The organism is Acinetobacter sp. V91_7, assembly GCF_031799075.1.
Lineage (GTDB): Bacteria > Pseudomonadota > Gammaproteobacteria > Pseudomonadales > Moraxellaceae > Acinetobacter > Acinetobacter calcoaceticus.
Window position 1 is genome coordinate 172,167 of the sequence record NZ_JAVQNT010000045.1, and the last position, 26,993, is coordinate 199,159.

General features: G+C 38.6%; 31 protein-coding genes. 16 read left to right on the plus strand and 15 right to left on the minus strand.

All coding sequences use genetic code 11. The annotated features are described in order from the left end of the window. The first annotated feature begins 62 nt into the window (after positions 1–62). From RMB03_RS20410 to RMB03_RS20445, 8 genes are all read left to right on the plus strand, one after another. Positions 63–938, plus strand: coding sequence for an urease accessory protein UreD (locus tag RMB03_RS20410; RefSeq protein WP_311077383.1), 876 nt, complete (start codon positions 63–65; stop codon positions 936–938). A 100-nt stretch (positions 939–1,038) separates the two neighbouring features. Then, positions 1,039–1,341 (plus strand): urease subunit gamma, encoded by a 303-nt coding sequence (gene ureA / locus RMB03_RS20415; protein ID WP_005042204.1) that lies wholly within the window; start codon positions 1,039–1,041, stop codon positions 1,339–1,341. 11 nt (positions 1,342–1,352) lie between these two features. Continuing rightward, positions 1,353–1,661: an urease subunit beta gene (locus tag RMB03_RS20420; protein WP_003653016.1), complete on the plus strand. Its 309-nt coding sequence runs from the start codon at positions 1,353–1,355 to the stop codon at positions 1,659–1,661. Positions 1,662–1,698: 37 nt separating this feature from the next. Next, the gene (gene ureC, locus RMB03_RS20425; protein ID WP_311077384.1) at positions 1,699–3,399 is read left to right on the plus strand and encodes an urease subunit alpha; all 1,701 of its coding nucleotides are present in this window, start codon (positions 1,699–1,701) and stop codon (positions 3,397–3,399) included. Between the two features lie 70 nt (positions 3,400–3,469). Continuing rightward, positions 3,470–3,952: an urease accessory protein UreE gene (ureE, locus tag RMB03_RS20430; RefSeq protein ID WP_311077385.1), complete on the plus strand. Its 483-nt coding sequence runs from the start codon at positions 3,470–3,472 to the stop codon at positions 3,950–3,952. Continuing rightward, entirely contained in the window at positions 3,939–4,604 is a 666-nt protein-coding gene (locus RMB03_RS20435; protein ID WP_198078899.1) for an urease accessory protein UreF, read from the plus strand. The genes ureE and RMB03_RS20435 overlap by 14 nt, the downstream gene beginning before the upstream one ends. A 24-nt stretch (positions 4,605–4,628) precedes the next feature. Next, on the plus strand, positions 4,629–5,243 hold the full coding sequence (ureG, locus tag RMB03_RS20440) for an urease accessory protein UreG (protein ID WP_002117800.1): 615 nt from the start codon (positions 4,629–4,631) through the stop codon (positions 5,241–5,243). A gap of 9 nt (positions 5,244–5,252) precedes the next feature. Then, positions 5,253–5,822: a HupE/UreJ family protein gene (locus tag RMB03_RS20445; protein WP_311077386.1), complete on the plus strand. Its 570-nt coding sequence runs from the start codon at positions 5,253–5,255 to the stop codon at positions 5,820–5,822. 41 nt (positions 5,823–5,863) lie between these two features. Here RMB03_RS20445 and rsmD read toward each other — a convergent pair whose 3' ends face one another. Together rsmD and mrdA are read right to left on the minus strand one after the other, a co-directional pair. Continuing rightward, on the minus strand, positions 5,864–6,415 hold the full coding sequence (gene rsmD, locus RMB03_RS20450) for a 16S rRNA (guanine(966)-N(2))-methyltransferase RsmD (protein WP_311077387.1): 552 nt from the start codon (positions 6,413–6,415) through the stop codon (positions 5,864–5,866). Beyond that, positions 6,415–8,427, minus strand: coding sequence for a penicillin-binding protein 2 (gene mrdA / locus RMB03_RS20455; protein ID WP_132071858.1), 2,013 nt, complete (start codon positions 8,425–8,427; stop codon positions 6,415–6,417). The genes rsmD and mrdA overlap by 1 nt, the downstream gene beginning before the upstream one ends. A 235-nt stretch (positions 8,428–8,662) precedes the next feature. Between mrdA and RMB03_RS20460 the strand changes: the two genes are divergently transcribed. The 4 genes from RMB03_RS20460 (at position 8,663) to RMB03_RS21105 (ending at position 11,504) form a co-directional block, all read left to right on the plus strand. Beyond that, positions 8,663–9,181 (plus strand): hypothetical protein, encoded by a 519-nt coding sequence (locus RMB03_RS20460; protein ID WP_005042185.1) that lies wholly within the window; start codon positions 8,663–8,665, stop codon positions 9,179–9,181. A gap of 59 nt (positions 9,182–9,240) precedes the next feature. After that, complete coding sequence (locus tag RMB03_RS20465; protein ID WP_017391677.1) at positions 9,241–10,554, plus strand: membrane protein; 1,314 nt, start codon at positions 9,241–9,243, stop codon at positions 10,552–10,554. 86 nt (positions 10,555–10,640) lie between these two features. Next, a complete protein-coding gene (gene adk, locus RMB03_RS20470; protein ID WP_003652994.1) occupies positions 10,641–11,294 on the plus strand; it encodes an adenylate kinase in 654 nt (217 codons plus the stop codon). 72 nt (positions 11,295–11,366) lie between these two features. Further along, complete coding sequence (locus tag RMB03_RS21105) at positions 11,367–11,504, plus strand: hypothetical protein (RefSeq protein WP_162234628.1); 138 nt, start codon at positions 11,367–11,369, stop codon at positions 11,502–11,504. A gap of 37 nt (positions 11,505–11,541) precedes the next feature. Here RMB03_RS21105 and nth read toward each other — a convergent pair whose 3' ends face one another. Next, positions 11,542–12,231, minus strand: coding sequence for an endonuclease III (nth, locus tag RMB03_RS20480; RefSeq protein ID WP_017391676.1), 690 nt, complete (start codon positions 12,229–12,231; stop codon positions 11,542–11,544). Next, on the minus strand, positions 12,232–13,023 hold the full coding sequence (locus RMB03_RS20485; protein WP_311077389.1) for an RnfABCDGE type electron transport complex subunit B: 792 nt from the start codon (positions 13,021–13,023) through the stop codon (positions 12,232–12,234). It lies immediately after the preceding gene. Between the two features lie 272 nt (positions 13,024–13,295). On the opposite strand from RMB03_RS20485, the gene gdhA reads away from it, so the two are divergent. After that, positions 13,296–14,699 (plus strand): NADP-specific glutamate dehydrogenase, encoded by a 1,404-nt coding sequence (gdhA, locus tag RMB03_RS20490; RefSeq protein ID WP_311077390.1) that lies wholly within the window; start codon positions 13,296–13,298, stop codon positions 14,697–14,699. A gap of 57 nt (positions 14,700–14,756) precedes the next feature. Here gdhA and RMB03_RS20495 read toward each other — a convergent pair whose 3' ends face one another. The 5 genes from RMB03_RS20495 to RMB03_RS20515 form a co-directional block, all read right to left on the minus strand. Continuing rightward, positions 14,757–15,866: an META and DUF4377 domain-containing protein gene (locus RMB03_RS20495; protein ID WP_132071850.1), complete on the minus strand. Its 1,110-nt coding sequence runs from the start codon at positions 15,864–15,866 to the stop codon at positions 14,757–14,759. A 169-nt stretch (positions 15,867–16,035) separates the two neighbouring features. Then, entirely contained in the window at positions 16,036–16,812 is a 777-nt protein-coding gene (locus RMB03_RS20500) for a class III extradiol ring-cleavage dioxygenase (RefSeq protein ID WP_056478551.1), read from the minus strand. 116 nt (positions 16,813–16,928) lie between these two features. Further along, entirely contained in the window at positions 16,929–17,408 is a 480-nt protein-coding gene (gene rlmH, locus RMB03_RS20505; RefSeq protein WP_056478553.1) for a 23S rRNA (pseudouridine(1915)-N(3))-methyltransferase RlmH, read from the minus strand. Positions 17,409–17,714: 306 nt separating this feature from the next. Then, positions 17,715–20,144 (minus strand): endopeptidase La, encoded by a 2,430-nt coding sequence (gene lon, locus RMB03_RS20510; RefSeq protein ID WP_005042167.1) that lies wholly within the window; start codon positions 20,142–20,144, stop codon positions 17,715–17,717. A 455-nt stretch (positions 20,145–20,599) separates the two neighbouring features. Continuing rightward, positions 20,600–21,184: a 5-formyltetrahydrofolate cyclo-ligase gene (locus RMB03_RS20515; RefSeq protein ID WP_132071844.1), complete on the minus strand. Its 585-nt coding sequence runs from the start codon at positions 21,182–21,184 to the stop codon at positions 20,600–20,602. A 245-nt stretch (positions 21,185–21,429) separates the two neighbouring features. Here RMB03_RS20515 and RMB03_RS20520 point away from each other — a divergent pair, with 245 nt between their 5' ends. The 3 genes from RMB03_RS20520 to RMB03_RS20530 all read left to right on the plus strand — a co-directional run bounded on the left by RMB03_RS20520 (position 21,430) and on the right by RMB03_RS20530 (position 22,418). Beyond that, complete coding sequence (locus RMB03_RS20520) at positions 21,430–21,774, plus strand: hypothetical protein (RefSeq protein WP_311077392.1); 345 nt, start codon at positions 21,430–21,432, stop codon at positions 21,772–21,774. Between the two features lie 115 nt (positions 21,775–21,889). Further along, the gene (locus RMB03_RS20525; RefSeq protein WP_002117788.1) at positions 21,890–22,003 is read left to right on the plus strand and encodes a hypothetical protein; all 114 of its coding nucleotides are present in this window, start codon (positions 21,890–21,892) and stop codon (positions 22,001–22,003) included. Between the two features lie 94 nt (positions 22,004–22,097). Beyond that, positions 22,098–22,418, plus strand: coding sequence for a hypothetical protein (locus tag RMB03_RS20530; RefSeq protein WP_311077393.1), 321 nt, complete (start codon positions 22,098–22,100; stop codon positions 22,416–22,418). A gap of 423 nt (positions 22,419–22,841) precedes the next feature. Here the strand turns inward: RMB03_RS20530 and RMB03_RS20535 are convergent, their stop codons facing one another. The 6 genes from RMB03_RS20535 to RMB03_RS20560 form a co-directional block, all read right to left on the minus strand. Then, positions 22,842–23,090: a helix-turn-helix domain-containing protein gene (locus tag RMB03_RS20535; RefSeq protein ID WP_130120952.1), complete on the minus strand. Its 249-nt coding sequence runs from the start codon at positions 23,088–23,090 to the stop codon at positions 22,842–22,844. After that, a complete protein-coding gene (locus tag RMB03_RS20540) occupies positions 23,087–23,725 on the minus strand; it encodes a hypothetical protein (RefSeq protein ID WP_311077394.1) in 639 nt (212 codons plus the stop codon). Before RMB03_RS20540 ends, RMB03_RS20535 begins: the two co-directional genes overlap by 4 nt. Positions 23,726–23,867: 142 nt before the next feature. Further along, the gene (locus RMB03_RS20545) at positions 23,868–25,331 is read right to left on the minus strand and encodes a hypothetical protein (protein ID WP_311077395.1); all 1,464 of its coding nucleotides are present in this window, start codon (positions 25,329–25,331) and stop codon (positions 23,868–23,870) included. 19 nt (positions 25,332–25,350) lie between these two features. After that, positions 25,351–26,055: an ERF family protein gene (locus RMB03_RS20550; protein ID WP_311077396.1), complete on the minus strand. Its 705-nt coding sequence runs from the start codon at positions 26,053–26,055 to the stop codon at positions 25,351–25,353. Between the two features lie 12 nt (positions 26,056–26,067). Beyond that, on the minus strand, positions 26,068–26,433 hold the full coding sequence (locus tag RMB03_RS20555) for a hypothetical protein (RefSeq protein WP_068523739.1): 366 nt from the start codon (positions 26,431–26,433) through the stop codon (positions 26,068–26,070). A gap of 2 nt (positions 26,434–26,435) precedes the next feature. Continuing rightward, on the minus strand, positions 26,436–26,873 hold the full coding sequence (locus tag RMB03_RS20560) for a hypothetical protein (RefSeq protein ID WP_311077397.1): 438 nt from the start codon (positions 26,871–26,873) through the stop codon (positions 26,436–26,438). Between the last annotated feature and the right edge of the window lie 120 nt (positions 26,874–26,993).

Sequence of the window (26,993 nt, forward strand, 5' to 3'; positions counted from 1 at the left end):
TTTATATTTGGTGCGTATTTTGCTTATAAGTTTAAGCACTTATTTTGAACATATGAACCAGAATGAATCAGGTACAAACGTTTTCAAAAAACTCTTTAGCACCATTTTGGTATGCGCAATTAGAGCTCGGATTTTGTTTTGAAAATTCACGCACCATAATGAGTCATCGAAAACATCATGGCCCTGTTAGGGTGCAAAAAATGCTCTGGCCTGAAAGGACTGGTGTATGTCATGCCATTATTGTTCATCCACCAGCAGGAATTGCAGGAGGAGATCATCTGACGTTTGAAATTGAAACCAAAGATCAAGCTCATGCGGTAGTAACTACTCCAGGTGCGGGGAAATGGTACAAAACCAATGGGAAACAAGCTTTTCAGCATATTCATTTGCATGTGAAAGATCAGTCCATTTTAGAGTGGGTTCCACAAGAAACGATGCTGTTTGATGGGGCTTTAGCACATTCAGAAACTCATATTCATCTTGATAATGCTGCAAGTTTTATTGGATGGGATATGTTGGTACTTGGGCGACAGGCACGTGCTGAACGCTTTGTTCAAGGTAGTTATTACAACCAGTTTAAATTGTGGCGCGAAAATAAATTGTTGGTTGCAGATACATTGTATTTTGAAGGAGAAGACCGTTGGCTTAGTTCATGTTTAGGTATGAACAATCAAGCTGTGATGGGAAGCTTTTGGGCAGCCGCTCCCGAGAAATATCGTTCATCATTTTACTTAGAACAACAGTTAGAGCTCATTCGTGAATTGATGATGCGTATGCAAGCACCTGTCACATTAACATTATTAGATGATGTGGTTTCGGCCCGTTTTTTGGGAAATGATGCCCGACATTGTCATGATGCTTTTGCAGCTATACGGGCTAAATTACGTCGATATTGGTTTGATTTAGAAGAAGAATTTCCAAGAATATGGAAAACATAAATTACGTTAAATTGCGTATTTAAAAAACAGTTAAAACAAGTATGCTGCTTTTGAGCACGTATTTTGCTTAAAGAATATAAATGAAATTTAGGAAAGAGATATGGAACTCAATCCAACAGAAAAAGATAAATTACTGATTTTTACAGCAGGACTGGTTGCTGAGCGACGTAAAGCGCGTGGCTTGAAATTGAATTATCCTGAAGCTATTGCTTTTATTTCAGCAGCTTTACTTGAAGGTGCACGGGACGGTATGACGGTCAGTGATTTAATGCATTACGGTACAACCTTATTAAAGCGCGAAGATGTGATGGATGGTGTGTCAGAAATGATTGCTGAGGTTCAGGTCGAGGCAACTTTCCCTGATGGCTCTAAATTAGTCACTGTCCATCAGCCAATCGTATAAAAGGAGCATTTATGATCCCTGGTGAAATTATTACTCCAGATGCCGATATAGAGCTGAATGTTGGGCGACAAACTTTAAAAGTTGTAGTGGCTAACATTGGTGATCGACCTATTCAAGTGGGTTCACATTTTCATTTTTATGAAGCAAATGATGCACTTCAGTTTGATCGTGAAATGGCGAAAGGCTTTCGATTGAATATTGCAGCTGGTACAGCAATTCGCTTTGAACCGGGACAAACTCGGGAAGTTGAGCTTGTTGCTTTAGCGGGTAAGCGAGAAGTATATGGTTTCGCAGGCCGCGTCATGGGCAAGTTGGATTAGACATAACAATGATAATGAAAGAGATGAGTATTAAGTTATGAAAATGTCACGTCGTGCATATGCTGAGATGTTTGGTCCAACAGTGGGTGATCGTATTCGCTTGGCTGATACAGAGCTCTTTATTGAAGTTGAGCAAGATTTAACGACATACGGTGAAGAAGTTAAATTTGGTGGCGGAAAAGTCATTCGTGATGGGATGGGGCAGTCACAGCTTTTAGCTGATGAAGTTGCTGACACGGTCATTACCAATGCTTTAATTGTGGATTGGTGGGGAATTGTTAAAGCTGACGTGGGCTTGAAAAATGGCCGAATCTGGAAAATAGGAAAAGCTGGAAACCCTGATATTCAACCGGACATTACGATTCCTTTAGGGGCTGCAACAGAAGTGATTGCGGGTGAGGGACAAATTTTAACAGCAGGTGGTATTGATACTCACATTCACTGGATTTGTCCTCAACAAGTTGAAACTGCGCTTATGTCTGGTACAACAACAATGGTCGGAGGTGGTACAGGACCGGCAGCAGGAACCTCTGCAACAACAGTGACTCCGGGACCTTGGCACATTGCTACCATGTTACAGGCCATTGATGATTTGCCGATGAATATTGGTCTATTAGGCAAAGGTAATTTAAGTTTACCAGACCCAATTCGAGAGCAAATTAAAGCTGGAGTAATTGGTTTAAAGCTGCATGAAGATTGGGGTTCAACACCAGCAGCCATTGATAACTGCTTGAGTGTGGCGGATGAGTTTGATGTGCAGGTCGCGATTCATACAGATACCTTAAATGAAAGTGGTTTTTTAGAAGAGACTCTAGCCGCATTTAAAAATCGTACGATTCATACCTACCATACAGAAGGTGCGGGCGGTGGACATGCGCCTGATATTTTAAAAGCAATTGGGCAAAGTAATGTTTTGCCATCTTCTACTAATCCAACACGACCTTATACGATAAATACCATTGATGAGCATTTAGATATGCTGATGGTATGCCACCATCTAGATCCAGCAATTGCAGAAGATATCGCTTTTGCAGAAAGTCGTATTCGCCGTGAAACGATTGCAGCCGAAGATATTCTGCAAGACTTAGGCGCCATTGCCATGATGTCATCGGACTCTCAGGCAATGGGGCGTGTGGGGGAAGTGATTTTACGTACTTGGCAAACTGCCCACAAAATGAAAATTCAACGCGGCCCTTTAGAGGGTGATAACGAGTTCCATGATAATAATCGGGTTAAACGTTACATTGCCAAATATACGATTAACCCAGCAATTACACATGGTTTAAGTCATGAAGTTGGTTCGGTTGAAGTCGGAAAACTTGCTGATTTAGTGTTGTGGAAACCTGCATTTTTTGGGGTGAAGCCATCTATGATTATTAAAGGTGGCATGATTGCAGCAGCACCGATGGGTGACATTAATGCTTCAATTCCGACACCTCAACCAGTGCATTACCGTCCAATGTTTGGTGCCTATCCACGTGGCGTACATAACACTTGCATTACATTTTTATCGCAAGCGGCGATTGATGAAAAAGTTGCTGAAAAATTAAACCTTAAAAAATTAATTAGTTCATGTAAAAACACGCGTGCGATTAGCAAAACCGATATGAAACACAACACATATTGTCCTGTTATGCATGTACACCCCGAGACTTACGAGGTGAGAGCTGATGGTGAATTATTAACATGTGAACCTGCTGAAGTATTGCCAATGGCGCAGCGTTATTTCTTGTTTTAATGAGTTTTACAGAGGTGATTTACCTCATTACTTTATATATGAAAGAAATAAGTAAGGAGAGAGAAGCTAAATGAAAATCTATACCCAACGCCTTGAACACATTTCTCCTGATCAGACATTTGAAACGGTTGAACTGACTTTTGATACCCGCCAAAAATCCCGCTTTCGGGCGACTTTAGCGAGTGGCGTAGATATTGGTGCTGATTTGCCACGTACCGGAATTTTGCGTAGTGGTTCATATATTGCAACTCAACAAGGTGATGTACTACGTGTTGATGCTAAGCCTGAACGTTTGATGCAAGTCAGCGCAGCAAGCGATTTTGATTTGCTTAAAGCAGCCTACCACCTCGGTAACAGACATGTACCATTAATGCTGACGCCTACAGCTTTATATTTTGAACCTGATCATGTGCTTGCAGAAATGGTAGAAGGACTGGGGCTTACAGTCTCAGAAACTGATCATCCGTTTGAACCTGAAAGCGGTGCCTACGCACAGCATAGTCATGATCATCGCTTAAGCCTAATCAAAGCTTTGCACCATGTCCATTCATAACGCGGCGCAATTACTTCAATTACTGACATTGTCTTCTACGGCATTGCCAGTCGGAGCATATTGTTATTCACAAGGTGTAGAAACAGCCATTGATATTGGCTTAATACACGATGAAACCTCAGCAATTGCTTATTTCGAAGAAGTGCTTGAAATGCTGTTAGTACGGTTTGAGCTGCCAGTACTGAAACGTCTCATGCAACATCATGATGACCAAGATCAGTTTCTGGTTTGGGCAAATTTATATAGAGCAAGCCGAGAAAGCAAAGAGCTTTTAGCGGAATCTCAGCAGCTGGCATTTTCTTTAAATGCATGGATTAGAGATGTTTTAAAAAAAACTGTTGAGGTTAAAAAGCAGTTTGGTTTTGTGCCTGTCTATGCACAGCTCTGTGGTCGGCTTGAGCTTAAAGACGCTGATGTGCTCACAGCTTATACCTTTACTGTTTTAGAAAATCAGGTTCTGGCTGCGGTAAAAACCGTACCGTTAGGGCAAATGGCTGGACAAAGAATTTTATGGCATTTACATGGTTTGGTGCCACAGGCGATAGAGAAAGCCTTAAAACTTAATGATGAGCAATTGAGCAGCGCTTTACCTCGTTATGCCATGCTGAGCATGAAACACGAAACACAATATTCACGGTTATTCAGATCTTAAGTTTAGGAAAGAAGGATAAAAATCATGACAGAACGTAGTCCATTACGAGTTGGAATTGGCGGACCGGTAGGTTCGGGTAAAACTGCGCTTACACTTAATTTATGTTTAGCCTTGCGTAATAAATACAACATGGCTGTGGTGACAAATGATATTTATACCAAAGAAGACTCAAATTTTTTAACCCGTAACGAAGCGATGTCGCCAGATCGTATTGTGGGTGTAGAAACAGGTGGTTGCCCACACACAGCAATTCGCGAAGATGCTTCAATTAACTTGGCTGCCATTGATGATTTATGTGAAAAGTTTGAAGGCTTGGAGCTGATTATTATTGAAAGCGGTGGTGATAATTTAGCAGCAACATTTAGCCCGGAACTTTCTGATTTAACGTTATATGTAATTGATGTAGCTGGTGGCGAAAAAATTCCACGTAAAGGTGGGCCGGGCATTACCAAATCAGACTTACTCATTATTAATAAAACTGACCTTGCGCCAATGGTCGGTGCAAATCTTGATGTTATGGATCAAGATGCGAAACGCATGCGCGGTGAAAAACCATTCTTATTTTCAAATATGAAAACACAAGACGGTCTTGAAGAAATTATTCAATTTATCGAGAAACAAGGGCTGTTTAAAGCTTAAGGAGAGATTATGGACTTCATAAAAAAATGGGGCATAGGGCTCCTTGCATTGCTACCTACACTTGTAATGGCACACCCTGGACATGACCATCAACATTCGGGTTTTATGGCAGGTTTTATTCATCCATTTACTGGTTTAGATCATTTAGTGATGGCCTTAGCTTTCGGTGTTTTACTCTGGTCAGCAGCTAAGCAATGGAAAGTTGCAGGTGTAATGACTTTGAGTGTTACCCTCATTGTAGGTTTTTTAATTGGTGCTCAAGGTTTAGTACCTGCAAATGTTGCTGAATATGGGATTGTTGCTTCTTTAGTTGTTACAGCAATTGCACTGTGGACAAAATCAAATCGTATTTTACCAATTGCTGCGGCATTACTTGCAAGCTTTCATGGCATAGCGCATGGGGTTGAATTAGCACATGCAGGACATGTCGTTGCATTAGTGACAGGTATGGTTGCGGCTATGGCTTTAATTTATTGTGGTGGATTGGCATTAGGTGCTGTGCTTACACGATATGTGCCATATGGCAAAAAAATTGTAGGTGCTTGTGCGGCAATTGTTGCAGTGATTGGATTAAGTTAGTCATAACTTCGAAATTAAAAGGTAGCTTTAGGCTACCTTTTTTATTCAGCTACTTTTTGATAAAGCCCTGCGTGTACTGTACCAGCTTTCGTTGTTTTAACTTGCTGCCATGTTGAAGGAAGGTGAAGCTGAGATAAATCTCGGTCAGCTTCAACGTAAATATATCCATTCTTTTTAATGTGCGGCTCTGCCAAGTTCGAGAGTTCTTGCCATAAATCGAGACTATAAGGCGGATCTAAAAACACCACATCGAACTGTTCTTTTAAACGGAGTAAAGCTTGTTGAGCAGTTGCATTGATTAAATGACAGTTTTGGGCTTTTAATAGCTCAACATTATCTTTTAAAAATCGTGCCTGAGTCTTGTCTGGTTCAATCATATAAACAGACGCAGCACCACGTGACAATGCTTCAAAACCTAATGCACCAGAGCCTGTGCACACATCAAGGACATGCGCATTTTGAATATCCCACATTAGCCAGTTAAACAAAGTTTCGCGTACTCTGTCTGGAGTGGGGCGTAAGCCATCGATGCTAGCAAAAGGAAGTAGTCGTCTTTTCCATTCGCCGCCAATAATACGTAATTGATTTTTCATTATTCATCGACCTCATTGGTTGCAGGACGAGCTGGTGTAGCTTGTGGTGTTGATGCTGCAGGTGCAGTTGAGGTAGTTGGTGCTGGACTAGAGCTTTCACCACCGCTTGGGAGTTCACCTGGCTTAATTCCAGCTGTCATCAATCCACCATTGACTTGATGGTTTGCTGGTCGAGTTGGATTTTTCTTGCGAGTTAATAACCAATAATCAAAAATAGGTTTTGCAAGTTGGGCAGCAGAACCACCATGACGACCATTTTCCCAAATCACGGCAATTGCAATTTCTGGTTTGTCAGCAGGTGCAAATCCAACGAATAAGCCATGGTCAAGTTGGCGTTCGCTCAGGGCTGATTCATTGTAACGTTTACCCTGTGCAATACTCTTAACCTGCGCAGTTCCTGTCTTTCCTGCAATTTGATATAGGGGAGTACGAATACCTCGGCCAGTACCTGATTGAATTACATCAATCATGGCATCACGCATTTGAACCCAGTCTTCATCCGTTCCGTTGAAGTTAATTTTGCCATCAGGCGCATTACGCACAGTAAATGGTTTTGCACCATGAGTGGCACGTAAGACGTGAGGAGTGACATGAGAACCATGATTGGCAGTAATTGCAGTTGCCATAGCAAGTTGTAATGGTGTAGCTGTAAACGCACCTTGCCCAATACTGACGGAAATAGTTTCACCTTTCATCCATTTGGCTTTGCGAGTACGCATTTTCCATTCAGGATTTGGGTAAAGACCTTCACTTTCACTTGGTAAGTCGACACCTGTTTTTTGACCGAATCCAAATTGACGCATCCATTGGTTCATTTGATCAATACCCATTTGATGGGCAAGAATATAAAAATAGGTGTCACATGACATAATGATGGCTTTATGCATGTTCACGATGCCATGACCAGATTTTTTCCAGTCGCGGAATTTATGCGAATCACCGGGTAAGTGAAAATAACCTGGGTCAGAAATTGCTGTTGACCAGTTTACAATACCGTAGTGTAAACCACCCATGGCTTCCATTGGTTTAATGGTGGAGCCTGGTGGATATGCACCTTGTACAGCGCGGTTATAAAGCGGTTGATCTAAACTATCACGTAAAGAACTATAATCTTTATGGTTAATACCAGTCACAAATAAATTAGGGTTAAAACTTGGACTAGATACTAAAGCCAGAATTTCGCCAGTACGAGGGTCGATCGCTACAATGGCACCACGACGGCCTGCGAGCTGTTGAGACGCAACGACTTGTAAACCATAATCTAAAGATAAATAGAGGTCATTACCGCGAGTAGGGTCTTTGCGGCCTAAATGGCGCAATATGTTACTATGGGCATCTGCTTCAACAGATTCATAACCAGGTGTTCCGTGTAGCAAATCTTCATAGCTTTTCTCAACGCCAATCTTTCCAATCAGGTTGGTTCCAGCATATAAATCTTTATCAATACTTTTTAATTCTTTATCGTTAATACGCCCTACATAACCAATCACGTGAGCAAATAACTCACCATGTGGGTAATAACGGGTCATTTGTGTTTCGATTCTTACGCCGGGAAACTTATATTTAGCTTCACTGAACTTGGCAATATTGGCTTCGGTTAGATTAAGTTTAATCGCGACACGTTCAGTTTTTCGAGCAGTTTTTATACGACTTTTGAAACGGTCAATATCTTCTTGTGTTAGATCTAAAATAGGCTGTAGCTGTTCAACAACATGGTCTGCATCTTCTACATCTGTTTTACTTAAAGTTGCTGTAAAAACAGGATAGTTGTCTGCCAGCAATACACCATTTCGGTCATAGATATAACCACGAGCAGGTGGAAGTGGCTGCAAGCGAATTCGGTTTTTGTCAGATGCAGTAGAGAATTCGTCGTAGTGAAAAATTTGTAGATAAGCGTATCGGCTAATCAATACTAATAAGCAAACGATAACCAGACCTACGGCAAAAAAGATTCGTCCCCGATAAATGCGCTTTTCTTGCTGGATATCTTTTAAAGGAAAGTGCTGCTTCATAAGGATCGACTTAATGACATAGGGTAGAAAAATAGCTGCTTATTCTAACGCAAGAGAGCTTAAAATATTGCATAATTTTCAAAGTTTCATTGCCTTTTAATAAGATACGTTTTGACTTTGCAGACAACAAAATTGTAGATACTTGTATATAAGAAGCAAAATAATTCTGTTAAAGTCTCTCATTCAATAGAATAGGGTTGTTCTCACCATACGATTAGGGAAAATGGAGAAAATAATGAGAAAAATTTATCCCTTACTTGCAGTTTTGACGGTAAGTAGTTGGGCTCATGCTCAAGACTATTCGTTTCTTCCAGAAGCAAAATTAGCAGGACATACGGCATCTACGTGGAATGTGGGTGCAGGTTTTACACAAAAATTATTACATCTAAACGGCGAATGGGTAAACCCTTATGGTATTGCCTATGCAAAAGTTGGCGCTTTTTTGAATGGTGACAAAACTGCTGGTGGCCAAGTCGGGTTTCGATATCCTTATTATCTTACCGGCACAGATAAAAATGGTTACTATATCGGTTTTTATGCTGGGCATCTCGATAGTAAAGAGGTCGATGGTGATTATAAATCCCGTTTAGGCGCTGGTGTCGATTTGGCCTACGTGTTGTTGAATTCAGAAAGAATTAGTACTTTTAGTGTGGGTATTGGTGCGGCGGAAAAATTAACTGACCAAAATGGAAATGTTGCCGCAGATACTAAACCACAAATTCAATTTTCTTATTCTCTAAGTTTTGGTTTATAAAAAAGCAGTTTATTGTTAACTCGCCATAAGCAGAGCACAAATAAATACGAGAGTCTTACATGTTAGAGTACGTCAGCGGATTGTGGCAGACCTTTTTACACAGACCTGATTTTTGGGCCGTTTTAAGTATTATTCCAGTCACTGCCTTTGTTACATGGGCACATGTGTGGATGGCTTTAAAAATGGTGTTTTACCCAATTAAATTTTGGGGTTTCCACTTAGGTCCATTACCAGTAGGTTGGCAAGGTATCGTGCCACGTAAGGCTGGACGTATCTCAGGTATTATTACTGACAATACTTTATCTAAGTTAGGTTCATTGCGTGAATTTTTAGAAGCAATGGATCCTGAAGATATGGCACGTATTATTGGTGAACAAGTTGGGTTTGAACTTGAACATCTGATTGATGAAGTCATGATCGATCGTAATGCTGTACTTTGGGAAAACTTACCTTATTCAATTAAACGCCGTATTTATGCTCAGGCGCATAAACAATTACCGGGCGTGTTAAGAGAATTAGTGACTGAGCTGACCATGAACGTCGAGTCACTGGTTAATATGCGTGAAATGGTGGTGAGCCAAATGGAAGGTGATCGCCGTTTGATGGTACGCATGTTCTTAAAAGTTGGTCAAAAAGAAATCAACTTTATTTGGCATATTAGTGCTTTAATTGGAATGTTCTTTGGTATTTTCCAAATGGTTGTCTGGTTTGTCGTACCTTGGCACTGGACAGTACCTTTTTGGGCTGCGATTTGGGGCTTTTTAACGAACTGGATTGCAATCTGGATGGTATTCAACCCGATTGAGCCACATTATATTCGTTATCCGCAGATTTTTAGATTAACAAAAGATCGTAAGTTCCCTTGGATTGTACCAGTTCTTCGAATTGGCACTTATAATGTCCAAGGTGCTTTTATGAAGCGTCAAGAAGAAGTTTCTGATGTGTTTTCAAGCGTAGTAACTGAAGATCTGATTACGTTAAAATCAATTATGACTGAAATGATGTATGGGCCGCGTAAAGACAAGACGCGCCGCATTGTGAAGCGTCATATTAACGAAATTATGGAAACACCGTTAGTTCGTACATCTTTACAGCTTTCTTTAGGGCCAAGAGAGTACGCAAGGTTAAAGACGGACTTGATTGATCGTTCAATTGAAATTACGATGGGACCCGTATGTGACCCAGCACTGAACGCAAGCCGGGCACAGAAGATTTTTCAAATGTTTAAAGAGCGTATTCGCGAACTGACACCAAAAGAGTTTCAGAATTTATTGCGTCCTGCATTTCAGGAGGATGAGTGGATTCTTATTGTACTAGGTGGGGTAACCGGATTTATTGCTGGTACAATACATTTGTTTGTGGCTTTCTTATAATTCGACGTCGGGCAGGATCTATTGAAGATTAATGAGACTTTTTCTGCCAGGCTTCACATTCATTGTTTTAAATGAGGATGTTTTTTATGCGCATTATCTTACTCGGACCACCTGGGGCAGGCAAAGGGACTCAGGCTCAGTTGATCTGTAAGCGCTACAATGTCCCACAAATTTCAACCGGTGATATGCTCCGTGCTGCAATTCGTGAAGGTACTGAATTAGGTCTAAAAGCTAAAAGTGTAATGGAATCTGGTGGTTTGGTTTCAGATGAACTTATTATCGGTTTAGTAAAAGAACGTATTGCTCAACCTGACTGTGCAAATGGCTGCATTTTCGATGGTTTCCCACGTACTATTCCACAAGCTGAAGCTTTGGAAAAAGAAGGGATTAGCATTGATCACGTGATTGAAATTGATGTTCCTGATGAAGAAATCGTACAACGTCTTTCTGGCCGTCGTCAGCATCCAGCTTCTGGCCGTGTTTATCATACAGTTTACAATCCACCTAAAGTGGAAGGTAAAGATGATGAAACTGGTGAAGATCTTGTTCAACGTCCAGATGACCAAGAAGAGACGATCCGTAAACGTTTAGCGTCTTATCATACAGAAACCGAGCAATTGGTTGGCTTCTATCAAAGCCGTGCTGCATCTGGTGAGAATGCACCGACTTATGACAAGCTTAATGGTTTACGTACAATTGAAGATGTACAAACAGACTTGTTTAATATTTTAGATAAATAATTAAAATATTATTTGTGACAAGGAGCTCTCATCATGAGGGCTCTTTTCTTTCACTCAGTGCAGGAGAACAATATGAAAATCATATTGATTTTGGTGGTATTGCTAAGTCTGGCACTCGTCATATTTTTGGGTTATCAGAGTTATAAAATGCTTAGGCAGGTACAAAAACAAGCAAAAGAAGAGCGTAATCAGAAAAAGCGTCTAAAGTAAGATTGATTGGGTATGTTACCTATACCCAACCATATTTTTAAGCTTCAATATTTTTAATGGTAATTTGTTTTTGCGCGCCAAATTCAAAACGGTCGGGCCAGTTGCAAACATCTGCAACCACACATTCTGCACATTTAGGTTTACGGGCTATACAACAATAACGGCCGTGTAATATAAGCCAGTGATGTGAATCTAAAATAAATTCTTTGGGAATGACCTTAATTAAGCGGTGCTCAACTTCAAGTACATTTTTACCTACGGCTAAGCCAGTTCGATTTCCCACTCGGAAAATATGGGTATCGACGGCCATGGTAGGTTGTCCAAAAGCTGTATTTAAAACAACATTTGCGGTTTTACGTCCGACACCCGGTAAAGCTTCCAAATCTTTTCTGTTGCTTGGAACTTCGCCATTAAATTGTTCCATTAAAATCTTACAGGTCTTAATGACATTTTCTGCTTTAGCGTTGTAAAGACCAATTGTTTTAATATATTCCTTTAACCCATCTACACCCAAGTTGTAGATTTTCTCGGCTGTATTAGCCACAGGGTAAAGTTTATCAGTTGCCTTATTCACACTCACGTCGGTAGCTTGAGCTGACAACATAACTGCAATGAGTAACTCAAAAGAAGATGAATATTTTAACTCAGTTTGAGGAGAGGGCCGTTGTTCGCGAAGGCGTTCAAAGAAAATTTGAATCTGCTTTTTCGTCATATTTTTGACAGCCATTCAGACCTCCTGTAGTTGCATGAGTTGCTGTTGTAGTTCTTCGAGTTGAAGACGTTTTTTAGCATCTTCACGTACACTTAACTGTTTTTCCAGTTTCTTAATTTGAGTACGAATTTTAGCTAACTCAATTGTAGTTTTAGCATCAGTTGGCACAGTCTCTTTAGGTTTCTCAATAAGTTCAATTGAAGGTAGTTCATCAAGTACCTGAGAGAACTGAGCAAACAGTTGAGTGTCAATTTCAGCGCGTACCACAGGACCTTTACGGTGACTGCGACGCTTTTCTTCACGTTGAATATGTGAGTAGTAGCGTTGCCTTAAATCATTTTGTTCTGCGGCACGCTGTTGTTCATTGGGTAAGGCTTGCGTGTCTTCGACCAGATCAATGCAATCTACTGGACAAGGTGGAATGCATAACTCACAACCCGTACATAAGTCGGCTAAGATAGTATGCATGAGCTTACCACTGCCAATAATAGCATCTACAGGACAAGCACTAATACATTTGGTACAGCCAATACATTCATCTTCACGAATAATCGCTTTCATTCGCTGTGGGCGACCATCAGCCTGTATAGGCCACACGCTAGTTTCAGCAGTTAATGGAGAGCGATTGAGTAGATTTGCCAGTGCATCGGCTACAGGCTGACCACCTGGAACACATTTATTTGCTTCTTCACCTTCAGCAATCGACTTTGCGTAAGGCAGACATCCATCACGATGTCCACATAAACCACATTGTGTCTGTGGTAATAACGCATCAATCTCGCGTATGAGAGAAATAGATGAATTCATAGGGGGTAAATAGTTTGGTTAAAACGATGCGATAATGAAGAAAAACCTAAGTAAGGTCAATGGATTTTAACGAATTTATTGGCTTTTTGATTGACCTAAAATGTAGCTAATATTGCACAATAATAGATCAATAAAAGTGAAAGGTTAAATTACTATTTCTTATCTTTAGATAGTTTTTCTAAAAATAAGTTTATGATAATTAAGCTAAATAAAATAATTTAAAATAACTATTGTTAAAATTGATGGAAAGAGATTTAATATTTTGCTGCTAAATGATGCATTTGAGAATGCATTGCACCAATTTAATTCATGACTATGCTGAGGACCTTGCATTGAAATACAACAATCTGAATGAATTCCTGAATTACGTGCAAGCGCGTGATCCGCATCAACCTGAATTTTTGCAAGCTGTCGAAGAAGTCATGACGAGTTTATGGCCATTTATTGAAAAAAATCCAGAATATGCAGAGCAGGGGTTGTTAGAGCGTCTTGTTGAACCAGAGCGAGTTATTCAATTTCGTGTTTCATGGATGAATGATCAAGGTCAGACTCAAGTTAACAGAGCTTTCCGTGTTCAATATAATTCAGCAATTGGTCCATTCAAAGGCGGAATGCGTTTCCATCCATCAGTCAATCTATCAATTTTAAAATTTTTAGGTTTTGAGCAGACTTTTAAAAACTCACTTACAACCTTACCAATGGGTGGGGGGAAAGGTGGTTCAGATTTCGATCCTAAAGGTAAATCTGATGCTGAAATTATGCGATTCTGTCAGGCACTCATGATTGAGCTATACCGTCATTTAGGACCGAATACTGATATTCCTGCGGGGGATATTGGCGTCGGTGCGCGTGAAGTCGGTTACATGGCAGGCATGATGAAAAAGCTAAGTAACGACACAGCATGTGTCTTTACTGGTAAAGGAATTTCATTTGGTGGTAGCTTAATGCGCCCAGAAGCAACTGGCTATGGTACGGTTTATTTTGCAGAAGAAATGCTAAAAGCACGTGGGCAGTCTTTCGTTGGCAAAACAGTCTCGGTTTCTGGTTCAGGAAATGTTGCGCAATATGCGGCAGAGAAGGCTATGTTCTTAGGGGCAAAAGTTGTTACTTTATCTGACTCTAATGGAACTGTTTATGTAAAAAATGGTTTTACAGATGAATTACTTGATGAAGTCATGAATCTTAAAAACGTTAAGCGTGGCCGTATTTCCGAGTTTGCTTCTAAACATGGCTTTGAATATTTTGAAGGGAAAACACCTTGGCATATTCCTGTTGATATTGCTTTACCATGTGCTACGCAAAATGAATTAACAGGTGAAGACGCTAAAACGCTTATTTCTAACGGCGTAATTTGTGTGGCTGAAGGCGCTAATATGCCATCTACACTTGAGGCAGTTGAACACTTTATCAAAGCCAAAATTTTATATGTGCCAGGAAAAGCATCTAATGCTGGTGGTGTCGCAACGTCTGGTTTAGAAATGTCTCAAAACGCAATTCGTTTAAGTTGGACACATGCTGAGGTAGATGAGCGTCTACATGCAATTATGAAAGCTATTCATGCTAATTGTGTAAGATACGGTACGAAAGAAGATGGTACTGTTAACTATGTTGATGGTGCCAATATTGCAGGCTTTGTAAAAGTAGCTGATGCAATGCTTGCTCAAGGTATTTTCTAAGAGTAGAAATAAAAAAAATCCGATGCATAAGCATCGGATTTTTTTTAGTCTAAAAAATTATTTTTTAGGTTTTTTGACTAACTCTTGCTCTACAACCATATCTAACACATCTGCTAGGCTAGATTGGTCTGCTGCTGGGTTTTTCACTTCAAAACGTTTTACACGTAAAATTACGCGTTGGTCAGGATTGTGTTCGAAACCTTCAATTTGACCATAATATAATGACCAGTTTTTGTCAGCGTAAGTTTTAACACCTTTGTCATCATATTTAATTTCACGAACTTGCATACATGTTTGTGGTGCTACACCAGTACATGATTTAGTTTGTGGAGCAACTTCTAGGAAAACAGTTTTCCCTTCAGATTGATATTTTGCTTCAGGTGTCATTTTACCTGTGAAAGTATATTTTTGACCTTGCGCATCAACAACAGTCAATGTTGGTTGATCAACATTTGTTGTATTGAGTTCAAATGGAATCGCACGTTTTTGGAAGAGGCTACTAGAGAATTGTTCCTGTTTCATTAAAGCAGGTTCACAAGCCATCATAGTTGACATTACGTCAGCCGTTACAATCGTATTATTTTCAACTTTCCAAGTTGTTCCTTGGCGGTTACAACCTGTTGCGATAGATAAACGGTCATTGCTAAAGTTAAGAACGATTGGTTTTTTTGTATTTTCAGGCTGATAAGACCAAGAATAATCTGTTAAAGCTTGAGTATTAACTGCTTTTTGACCTTGGAAAATATGCTTTTGACCAGTTTTATCTGTCACGCTTAAAATCACCTGACCATTATTGTTGCTAATTTCGATTGGTAATTTTGCTTCATTAAAGAGGCTAGTAGAAAGTTGTTCTTGTTTCATCAAGTCATCTTGACAAGCCATCAAAGTTGAAACAAGACTAGAGGTAACAAGTTGGTTACCTTCAACTTTCCAAGTACCACCTTGACCGTTACAACCGGTATTAATATTTAGTTGACCGTCTGCATTAAAATTAAGTACAAGTGGTTTAGAAGCTTTTACATTTTGATAAGTCCAAGCATATTCACCTAAAGTGGTTGCAAGGTTTTGTTGTTGCTCAGATACAATTGGAGCAGGAGTATTAGTAACTGTTTGACACGCCATCAAAGAAAAAGGTAATAACGCAAGAATTAAATATTTAATTTTCATTTAAAAACTTCAAGTAAAAAAACAACAGCAGTAAGCTTAAAACATTCTTAAAAAAAGAAAATGTAAACATTTGATTGTTTCGGTTTTTAAAATGTATAAGTTTGTAAGTTATTCTAATTTTCAACAAAAATAATGGTATACCCCCGAAAAACGGGGTATTTGCTAATAATTAATCAAAACGATAGATATCCATGCCTAGTGAGCCCATTGTGAAGCTGCTGTGAACAATCGTAAAGCGATTGCCTGAACCCATAGCAAAAAACAAAGGCGCAAAATGTTCAAGGGTAGGATGATTACGTTTTACATAAGGCAATGACTGCCATTCCAGTACACCATCATAATCTTGATGGGTAAGTTTATTAACAACAGCATTTCTAAAAGTTGAAGCCCATTCAGGAACTTTAGAGTTGTCTCCTTGCCAAGATAACTCTGCAAGATTATGGGTAATGCTACCTGAACCAATGAGTAGAACTTGTTTGTCACGTAAAGGTGCGAGAGTTTGCCCTATACGATAAATTTCCTGTGCGCTTAAATTGGTTGGCAAAGAAATCTCGACGACAGGAATGTCAGCGTCAGGGTACATATGTAATAGAGGCATCCATACACCATGGTCACGAGGACGGGTGCTATTGGCATGAGCAACAAAATGAGCATCTGCCAGTAGTTTTAAAATTTCTTCGGCGAGCTCTGGCTGCCCAGGTGCGCTGTAGCGAATTTCATATAGCTCTTTAGGAAAGCCGCGGAAGTCATGCCATGTTTCGGGACGAGTCGAAATACACACTTCAAGTGCTTTACTCTCCCAATGCGCAGACATCACAATGATTGCCTTTGGTGTAGGAAGATTTGCACCTAAACGGTGTAGAGCAGGTCCTACTTGTTCCGGGTCAAGTGCAAGCATGGGTGAACCATGTGAAATAAACAGTCCAGGAAGGGTTTGTAGTTCCATTGCATTACACCTGAGTTGAAAAACAGAATAATAGATAGTCATTATGCCAAAATCAGGACATGTTAAAAGTATCCTGATTTCAACGGATTGTTCCTAAAATGAAACGGTTGTTGTTTTTATGCACGGTGATAGGGATGATTATGATTAATAGTCATCGCTCGATATAGTTGTTCAATTAATAAAACACGTACCAAAGGGTGTGGCATTGTTAGTTTTGAGAGTGACCAATGCCATGCCGCTGCTTTACGTACCTGATCTGATAGGCCATCTGGTCCACCAATCGCGAGTACTACATCATTACCTTCAAGCATCCACAGTTTCATGGTGTCAGCTAATTTTTCTGTACTGAGTTCTCGACCACCAACTTCTAGGGCAATTAAAGTTTCGTTCGGTTTTAACGCATTTAAAATACTTTCGCCTTCAACTTGGCAATATTTTAAAATATCGGCTTCTGAATCATTCTTACCACGTTTGGCCATAGGAAGTTCAATGACTTGGGTTTGCACAAAAGGTTGGATGCGTTTGAAATAATCTTCAAACCCAGTGAGAACCCAAGCAGGCATTTTTTGACCAATGGTCAGAATACGAATTTTCATATTATCTATTCATTCAAAGCATCTTGCGCATTATACCTGAGGAAAAGATAAGTTCGTGGTAGTAAAATAGGCATAAAAAACGCAGTCCAAAAAACGGTGTTGGACTGCGATCAAATGATCATCTGTCTGGAGTTCAGATGATCATAGAGAATAAAAACAAGGCTATCTATAAAATAATAGATAACGAAGAATACTTAATTTAATTAAATACTCTTAATACCTATTATGAGGATGGTTGGATATTTTTCAATCAAATTGTGTAACAAAAAAAAGAGAGCCGAAGCTCTCTTTTTTTTCACATTTTAATTAGTGACGTGCTGCTTTTGAACCTTCCACCGGTTTTACAATCGGTGTTTTAGGTAAAGGCTTTGGCATCGAAACTAATGCTAAAGGTAAGATGTCATCAATACTTTTTACAGCTTTGATTTCTAAACCTTCTTTAACATTCGCTGGAATTTCTGCCAAATCACGAACATTGTCTTGTGGAATAAATACAAGTTTGATTCCACCGCGGTGTGCTGCAAGAAGTTTTTCTTTTAAGCCACCAATACGCATTGCACGACCACCTAAACTTGTTTCACCAGTCATTGCAATATCTGGACGAATCGCAATACCTGTAAATGCTGATACAAGGGCAGTGGTCAACGCTAAACCAGCAGATGGACCATCTTTTGGTGTCGCACCTTCTGGTAAGTGAACGTGTACATCAGTTTCTTCAAAACGAGAAGCCTCAATACCTAGCTCATCGGCACGCGTACGTACTAAAGTCATTGCTGTGGTAATAGACTCTTTCATGACATCACCGAGTGAACCAGTGGTAATGAATTTACCTTTACCTTTTACAGCTGCAACTTCAATGGTAAGTAACTCACCACCTACAGATGTCCAAGCTAGACCATTTACACGTCCTACTTGCGCTTCATCTTCTGCAATACCAAAGTCAAACTTGTGTGGACCTAAGTATTCTGGAAGATTGGCAGAGGTAATATCAAGCTGTAAGTTTTTAGACTTTTTACTTACGGCTTCTTTTACCACTTTACGCGCAATTTTAGACACTTCACGTTCTAAATTACGTACACCAGCTTCACGTGTGTAGCGTTGAACAATGTCACGAATCGCTTCTTCATGAATTGTTAACTCTTTTGCACGTAGACCGTTGTTCTTAATTGCTTTTGGAACAAGGTAACGTTCAGCAATGTTTACTTTTTCATCTTCGGTATAACCCGGTAGACGAATGACTTCCATACGGTCAAGCAATGCTTCTGGAATATTCATACTGTTTGCAGTACAGATGAACATCACTTCAGATAGGTCAAGATCAAGATCTAAATAGTGATCGTTGAACTTACTGTTTTGTGATGGATCTAATACTTCAAGCAATGCAGAAGCTGGATCACCACGGTAGTCTTGCGCCATCTTGTCAATTTCGTCGAGTAAGAACAATGGGTTCTTCACGCCAACTTTTGTTAAAGACTGCACGATTTTACCTGGCATCGCACCAATATAAGTACGACGGTGACCACGAATCTCTGCTTCGTCACGTACGCCACCAAGTGCCATACGAACAAATTCACGACCTGTTGCTTTTGCAACTGACTCACCAAGTGAAGTTTTACCTACACCAGGAGGGCCTACTAAACATAGAATCGGACCTTTGAGTTTTTTAACACGAGACTGAACAGCCAAGTATTCAACAATACGATCTTTAACGTCATCTAAGCCGTAGTGATCTGTATCAAGAATCTCTTGAGCTTTCGCAAGGTTAATACTCACTTTGCTCGCTTTATTCCACGGCGTATCTAAAATTACTTCTAGATAGTTACGTACAACAGCCGCTTCACTAGATGCAGGTTGCATTGCTTTAAGCTTACGGAACTCAGCTTCAGCTTTTTTACGTACGTGTTCAGGTAAATCAGCTTCAGCAAGACGTTTTTCTATTTCAGCAACGTCATCTTCAGCGCCGCCATTCATGTCAGAAAGTTCACGTTGAATGACTTTCATTTTTTCATTTAGAAAGTATTCACGTTGGTTTTTTTCCATTTGGCGTTTTACGCTGTCATGCAAAGTTTGTTCAATTTGCTGTTCTGCAGATTGATTCACCAAGTAGCTCATAAGCTCTTGCAAATGTGCTTCAAACTCATCGTGCTCTAAAAATTTCTGTTTAATTTCAATATTTAGAGGCACACGTGTTGCCACGAAGAACATAAGCTGTAGCAAGTCTTCAATTTTATTAGCAGCTGCAACCAGTTCACGTGCATTACGTAATTTTGCTTCAGCATATTGAGCAAATAAAGTACGTAACTCTTGTAAACGAGTTTCTTGGGTAGCTTTATCTACGTTAATTGTCATTGGACTTAAGCTATGTTCAGCAGTCAAATGGCTATCTTCATCGATAATTTTTTCAAGCTTAGAGCGCTGTAACCCTTCAATCAGTACTTTGATGCAGTTTTCATCATTCTCATGATTTACGACCTGAACAATCTTAGCGACAGTTCCGTACTGATAAAGGTTATCGTGATCAATATCTTCTGTAAGCGAATCTTTTTGCGCAACTACAAATACTAAATTGTCACTGTTACGAGCCACATCAACTGCATTAATCGATTTTTCACGACCCACGAATAACGCAATTTGCATGTGTGGATAGACCACTACATCACGTAACGCTAAAAGTGGTAATACACTTGGAACCTGAGGCTCTAAGTCAGTTTTTTCATTCATAATAAGTTCAGACATGGGCACTCCTAATGAGTGACAACGAGGTTGCCATGTTTTTATAGTGATGTGTATTTTGAAAATTACAAGGGCCTTTCAATAGAAAATGTGGAAAAAATGACTAATTTAGTCAACTTTTTTTAAAAATATTATGAATCAATGAATTAATTCTTAAGAAGAATAAAATTTTGTAGCAAGGATAAGTAATTTAGCTTAATAATTATGAAATATTCATATAACAAAAAATCCGTTTGGATGGAAAGTAATCAGTTTCTTGTGCCATTTATAAGCAATGTATTGTTAACAATAATGCAAAACTTATTCGATATTGAACACTAAATAGGCGTGTTAATATAAGTTGGTAAAGCGGTCTGTCACTTAAAAGTAACCATCCTTAGGGTGGTTACTTTTATGATTTTAGAGGCATGAAAAGTAAAGTTTTATTTTAAGTTATTGAATTTATTTTTTTGTAAAAACTATCTTTTAAAATAATAAATATGTTGAGGGGTGAGTAAAGCATCTAATGGTTGATCCCAACTTTGCCGTTTTAAAGTATGCTCAATAAATTGAAATTGATGGGCCACACCCAAACGATAAGGCCTGTGTGTTGCAGTTGCCAATGTACGGTCATAATAGCCACCTCCCATACCAATACGCGTACCGTATTGATCACACGCTAAAAGTGGCATGAGCAATAAATCAAGTTTAGATACATGTTTTCCTCTTGTTGCCATAGGTTCTTTCATACCCAATGGATGATGAGAAAAACGTCGATTTAAATATTGGTTTTTAGATATTTTTACCCAAACTAAATTTTGATTCATAGAACAAATCATAGGTAAGTAAACTTGCTTATTCTTTTTAAAGCATAACTTTATGAGAAGGTCTGTATGAACCTCTCCAAAGGCATGTAAATATAAACCAATTTTTTTTGATGAATGAAAAATAGCAAGAGTATTTAAATGATGGAGAACATTAAGCTGAGCTTGTTTTTGCTCCAATGGGGTTAAAGAACGTCTTTTAGATCTTAAATTTTTTCTAATAAAACTAAGTTCATTCATGTGTAAATCTAACAAAGATTTGAGATCAGTCGAGCAAAATTATACCTATTTTTTTATAGCTTTATGAAAATAGAAGAGTGATTAGAAAATAACTTTAAATTTATTTGGTTAGTTAATTGTCATAAAGTGATATGAGATATCTTCTTTAGCGATAAAAAATTCTATTTCTTTACGTATTACCAGTATTTATTTACATTTAATGAGATAAGAATATTTAAAAAGATGAATGCGAAATTGTTAAGCCTATGAAGTTAAAAATTTTAACCCTTACAATAAGCACCGTATTACTACTTGGTGGATGCACAAAGCAAACAGAACCTGAAGCTGCTGAAGTTGACTATAAAGCTCAATTTGAAGAGTCTGACCGTAAAATTGGAGAGTTTTTAGATCAATTGGATAATCCGAATACACCACAAGAGGTTAAAGTCAAAATCTTGTGCCATGACTATCCTGAGGTTTACAAGACCCAATATATGCCCGCATTAATAAAAATTTCACCAAAACCTTATACCGAAGAAAAATTGTTGTCAGATTTGAAAAGTGCAACTGACTACTACAAGGATGCCTTGGCGATTAGGTGTAACCAATAAATTAATTGATGTTTAAAATCTCAAAAAATCCGATAAGTGTGAATTGATTGGCATTATTGAGTTATGGTAAATTTCATTTTGTCTTTTATCGGTGATAGTTTAGGGGGTTCTAGATATGGAAATCTTGAAATTCTTACAGAGTTTTAATACGGTCGGTACATATTTAACAATTGCTTCAACCGTTTTAGTGGGTCTGATTATTTATTTTTATGTGATTAATCCAGCGTGATCTTTTAAAAAGAAATAGTAAGAAATTTTCTATTTCTTTTTTTTAATAATTAAATTCTGTCATTCGTTTTAAACTATAAAAATAGGATAGAGACATGAAGTTTAGATTATTTCTTCTTGGTTTTTTGGCTTTAAGTTGTCATGCAGACGAAAACGTAAATGATCCCGAGATTTGTAATGTAGTGAAAAAAGTTGCTCATACAGTCATGGAGGCACGTCAACAAAAAGTTCCATCTCAAGACTTGCAACAGATAGCGAATGGTCTAGAAGATCCTAAAGCAAAACAACTTTATCAGGATTTAATTAATTCGGCTTACTCGGCCAAAGTATTCAAAACCAGTTTCTTTAAAAGAAAAGCAATAGAAGATTTTCAAACAGCTTGGTATGAAGAGTGTCTTAATAGAAATGAAAAATAATATGGTAGAGGTGGAGGGTAAATTAATAACGTAAGAGGATAATTTAATGTTTAAAAAGGAATTTTAGACTGACAGGTCTGTATGAAAGATTAAATTAAAATAAATATTTTGAATTTTTCTTAAAGTTAAAACTAAATGCTCCGAAGATGCCGCTGCATGTGTCGTTACCCTGAACCAGATGAGTTCTCGGGTAGAAACGATTTTTTAGCACTATGAAACGATATTAGACCATATATAAGTATATTAAAGTCACTATTAAGTTTTTGTATTTTAATGAAAATACCTGAAACAATATTAAAGCTTATGTCATGATACGATAATATACTTTATTTGCCTACTATCTGCCTATTTCTTTTAATTTGCCTATTTTTATATGTTTTTAGCCTATTGTTTGCCTACAAATTTTTTTAATAAAAAAGGCGGTTAAACCGCCATTTGTGATGTTGATTGTATGCGCTGCCGCTCAATATAAGCTAACACATCTGCTTTTTTATAAAAAATTTTTCGATAGTGGACTTTTGAAAAGGGAATACCGCCACCTTCACAACGCTTTTTCTGCAACCAAGATGTCGAAACATCAAGTATTGCAGCTAGTGATTCTGGTGAAAATTCTGCATCATCATTAGCAGCATTAAACTTTTCAATCTCAGCTTCTTTATTAATACCTTTCATTCCTCAGCTCCTGATTTACTTTCAAACATTGCTTTATCAATAGCCTCTCTCTTTGTTTTCGCGATCGACTCGTATATGTAATCCCATCCAGATATATAGTAAATTTCTGCTACACATTGGCCTTCTTTAAGTAAATCACCCTCATCAGTCCAGTGCTTCTGGTGGCAGACAGTTCGTTTAGTAGAGTCATCAATCATGAAGTCTAAGCGAGCTGTATCTTTTGCCTGATCTTCAGTAACGATGACATAACCTTCCGGCAACGCCTGAGTTTTTGACGCTTCCCAAATTAAACGTCCAGCAACTTCAATAATGTCATTAACCTCATTATTTCTTAGATGAGCTGTAGCCTGGCGAAGGGTGGTCATATTTTTAGAAAGCCAATTATCATATATTGGGAAATGAGGCGTTGATGGAGCCGGTTGTTTGGTCATTAATAAATAAACATCGCCGTTTTTCTCTACATCAAGTTCGGCCAAGATCTGCTTAATAGTTTTTGCACTTAACTTGCATACAGTCGCCAACTGAGAAACTGTTAATCCGTAAGTATCATTTGCCAGTGCTTCAAAAACTTTAGCTTTGTATTTTTTGAAATTAGTCATTTCATTGGCCTTTTTAAGTTCAGTTGCTGTACTCATTTTCACTTTCTCCATGTAGCTTCTTTAAACTTTACATTGACTAAGCAAGCATCGATTTCAGAAGGGTTAACATTGTCGAACTGGTGGTTCATGTGAGCGCCTATCACGAGAAGAATGCGCGTCATTGTTGAGTAGCGATATTTCATTGGCTTATCTCCAATGGTGCACCTGGTAATTGAGCTTCGCGGTTTTTATAAGCTTTCATTGCGTCATACTTTAGAGTTCCATTTTCAAGTAAACGGATCTCAGCGAATAAGGTGCGTAGAACATCAATATTCTGTGCAGCATGGATGCGCTCAATTAAAGGTCTGTTTTGAAGTTGTCTAAGACGGTGATGTGATGCCTCAAGCAAAGGTTTGCGCTGAGCTTCAGACCATTTCCGCGTGCGGTCAAAGATTGCATTAACTTCTTCAGCATTCCCAGCCATATCCATTTCAACAATTAAACTGTCTATAAGATCTTTGGTGTATGTGAATCCAGGATAGGTAGGTTCAGGGTCTATTAAATCAAGCTGTGAAAGTTGTTCTTTTCGTTGCTCGTAATGAATTTTTAAATCTCGTAAATCGTCAGTTGAAAGATTATTTTTGCTTGCCAGGATTGTGTCATTAGCTTTGGCTAATTCTTCAGTGGTACTAGCACGATCAATTAGACCCTTAAGTATTTCTTTTGGGGCAGATGCTTTTTTGTCGCTGAAAGTTGTCTCTTGAATAACTTTCATTAAATTGTCGCGTTCTAGATCTTCTAGATGGTCATTTGCGCCAATCTTGTTTTTAACGGCTTTCAGTTCTTCAGCTGAGGTGCAAGATTCGATGTCACTAATAAATGAATCATGTAAAACAGAAAATACTTGCTCACTAGCTGTATCAGCTGTATCCATTTCAATAAAATCCAGCTCAGTTAATCGAGTTTGTTTAGCAATTTCAATTTCATCCAATTGCTCTTGCGTAAATCCTTCTTTTTCAAGACCTGAACAAACGTTTTCTACTTCTTGCTCTGTATTTGCAATTTTCAAAGCATCTAGTAAAACTTGGTGTTGAACATAGTTTGAATCTTCAGATGTTGTGGTTTCATCAGTCGAAGAGGGTTCCAAAACTTCTGTATGAGTTGGATCCTCAGCTTTGACTTCCTCAACTTGTTTTGGAGTAGCAGTCTTTGAAGATTTTTTCTTTGCTGCTTTTTGTTTTTCTGCACCACCGATAGGAACTACAAGAACATCGCTTGTATCTACATCACGGCCAACGGCTGCACAAAATGCCTTTAACTGGAGTCGAGCATTCTCTATATCAGCTTGAGCAAATCCATTTGTAATTGCTGTTTTATGAGCAGAAGTTTCATTGTATTTGTACCAATAAATGCTGCCAGTTGGCTCTATAAGATAAATATCTTGATCCAGTTTGACATCATCAAGGGTTAGCGGTTGAGTAAATGTAATCCCAGCCAATTCAACTTTTGGCAATTGGATACAGTACTCATAGTCTGGCAAAGGAAATACTGTAGCCGGGAACTGATCCAAAGTTTTAAACTCACCATCGATGTGGCGGCAAAGAATAACTTTGCCGGACATCAAAGCATTAAAGGCTTCTTGGTTTGAAATTAAATTAGTCATGATTATTTCCTGCCTTTAATTAATGGTGGAGCTGTTGAGTTTGGTTTTGTTGCTGAGTATTAGAATTAAAATTCCATCCCATTTGATCTGCACGGGCTCGACATGCATTAGAGATCCCAGCGGAATATTGAGAATTTGCAAAAGTAGCAATGGCTTTATCCAGGGTTGATGGATATTTGGCATTTTTGATGCTTGCAAGAGCATTGGTATAACGTTGAGCTAAAGACTGAGCATTATTGGAGTTGTTTGCTTGTCGGCTTTGATTAGATTGCTGACCTTGATTATTGTTAGTACGATTGCTTTGATTTTTAGATGCTTGGTCCATTTGTTGATGATATTCATTAGTGTCATAGTCCTTTGTGTCATCAATAAGGAACAATCCATTTAAAGCATATTTACGAGCATATGAACTTGATGCTCCAAATGTTTGAGCAACATCCATACCTTTTTTATTAACATCCACGCCAGCATGAGCCGTTACGGTAATTTCTTTGCCGTTAGCATCAGTAAAGACCGCTTTTGCTGTAATAACGACAACCGAGCCAACTTGCTGAACTTCGTCTGTAAGAACGAGTGTTGCACCCAACTCATTTAGATGCGGTTTAACTGCTTCAAGAATGTCTTCACAGTTACGGTATTTATATTTGCCAAAATCATTGGTTTTGTTTTTTGGAGCTTTCAACTCTTGTTGAATTTTATGTAATGCGTTGTTTTGATTAGTCATGATCCCACCCAATTAATAACGAGAGTTTTTATAAGCGATACGTTGCTCTGCGCTGTATCGTTGGGGTTGAGTACGGTTCTTTTGCTCAATAGCGCGGTGATAATTAACACCGCCTTTAAATTCAGGCTTGAACCATTTTTGTGATAATTCATCCGTAGTAATTGGACGCGGCTCACTATCTTGTGAATCTTTAACAAGTACGTTGTACCAATTGAAGGGCTGAGCTCTTTTTCCACCAGTAAACTCTTTGTCAAAGTCTGGCGTAAAATCTAGAGTCAGCTTGGCCAAATAGATTTTTGGACCAAGACGTACATGGTAGAAACCTTCCTGGTCTTTAAAAAGAAACTTACGAAAAGGTGTGGTGAAGGTCTTTTTCATTACTATTCCTCCACCAGACGATTTTTTTCAATGAAGCCAACGAGAAGGGCGTTTATATTTCGATGATCGATGTAATCTGTAAAATCTTTATAAGGATTACCATTTGCATCTTTGACGCTTATTTCACCCAGCTCAGTAATATCTACGGCGATAAAATCAGAACCAGATACACCATAGTCATCTTTGTGAGCAGAATATTTGAAATCAAAATCTAGGGTAAAGCCGTCAAGATTGACTGAAGCAATACCGCTATCTTTACCAGTGATTTGAGCTGTTTTAACGCTGTAAACGCTAGGTGTAGTGTTTGGAACAAATACATTATTTGTATTTGTGCTTGATTCAGCAGTTTGAAAACCGCAGTTACTTAGAGTCACCGTAGCAATGGCTGCTGATACGCCAATTGCTAAGTAATACTTGTATGGGGTTGCTTTTACGTTCATACTTACCTCGCTGTTTGCAAAAGCACATCGAATCTGGGGAGAGGCGGTGTGCTTTTTTATTGTCTTGATGAAAGTAATTTAGTATTTACTAAATAATATGTCAATAGTAAACACTAAATA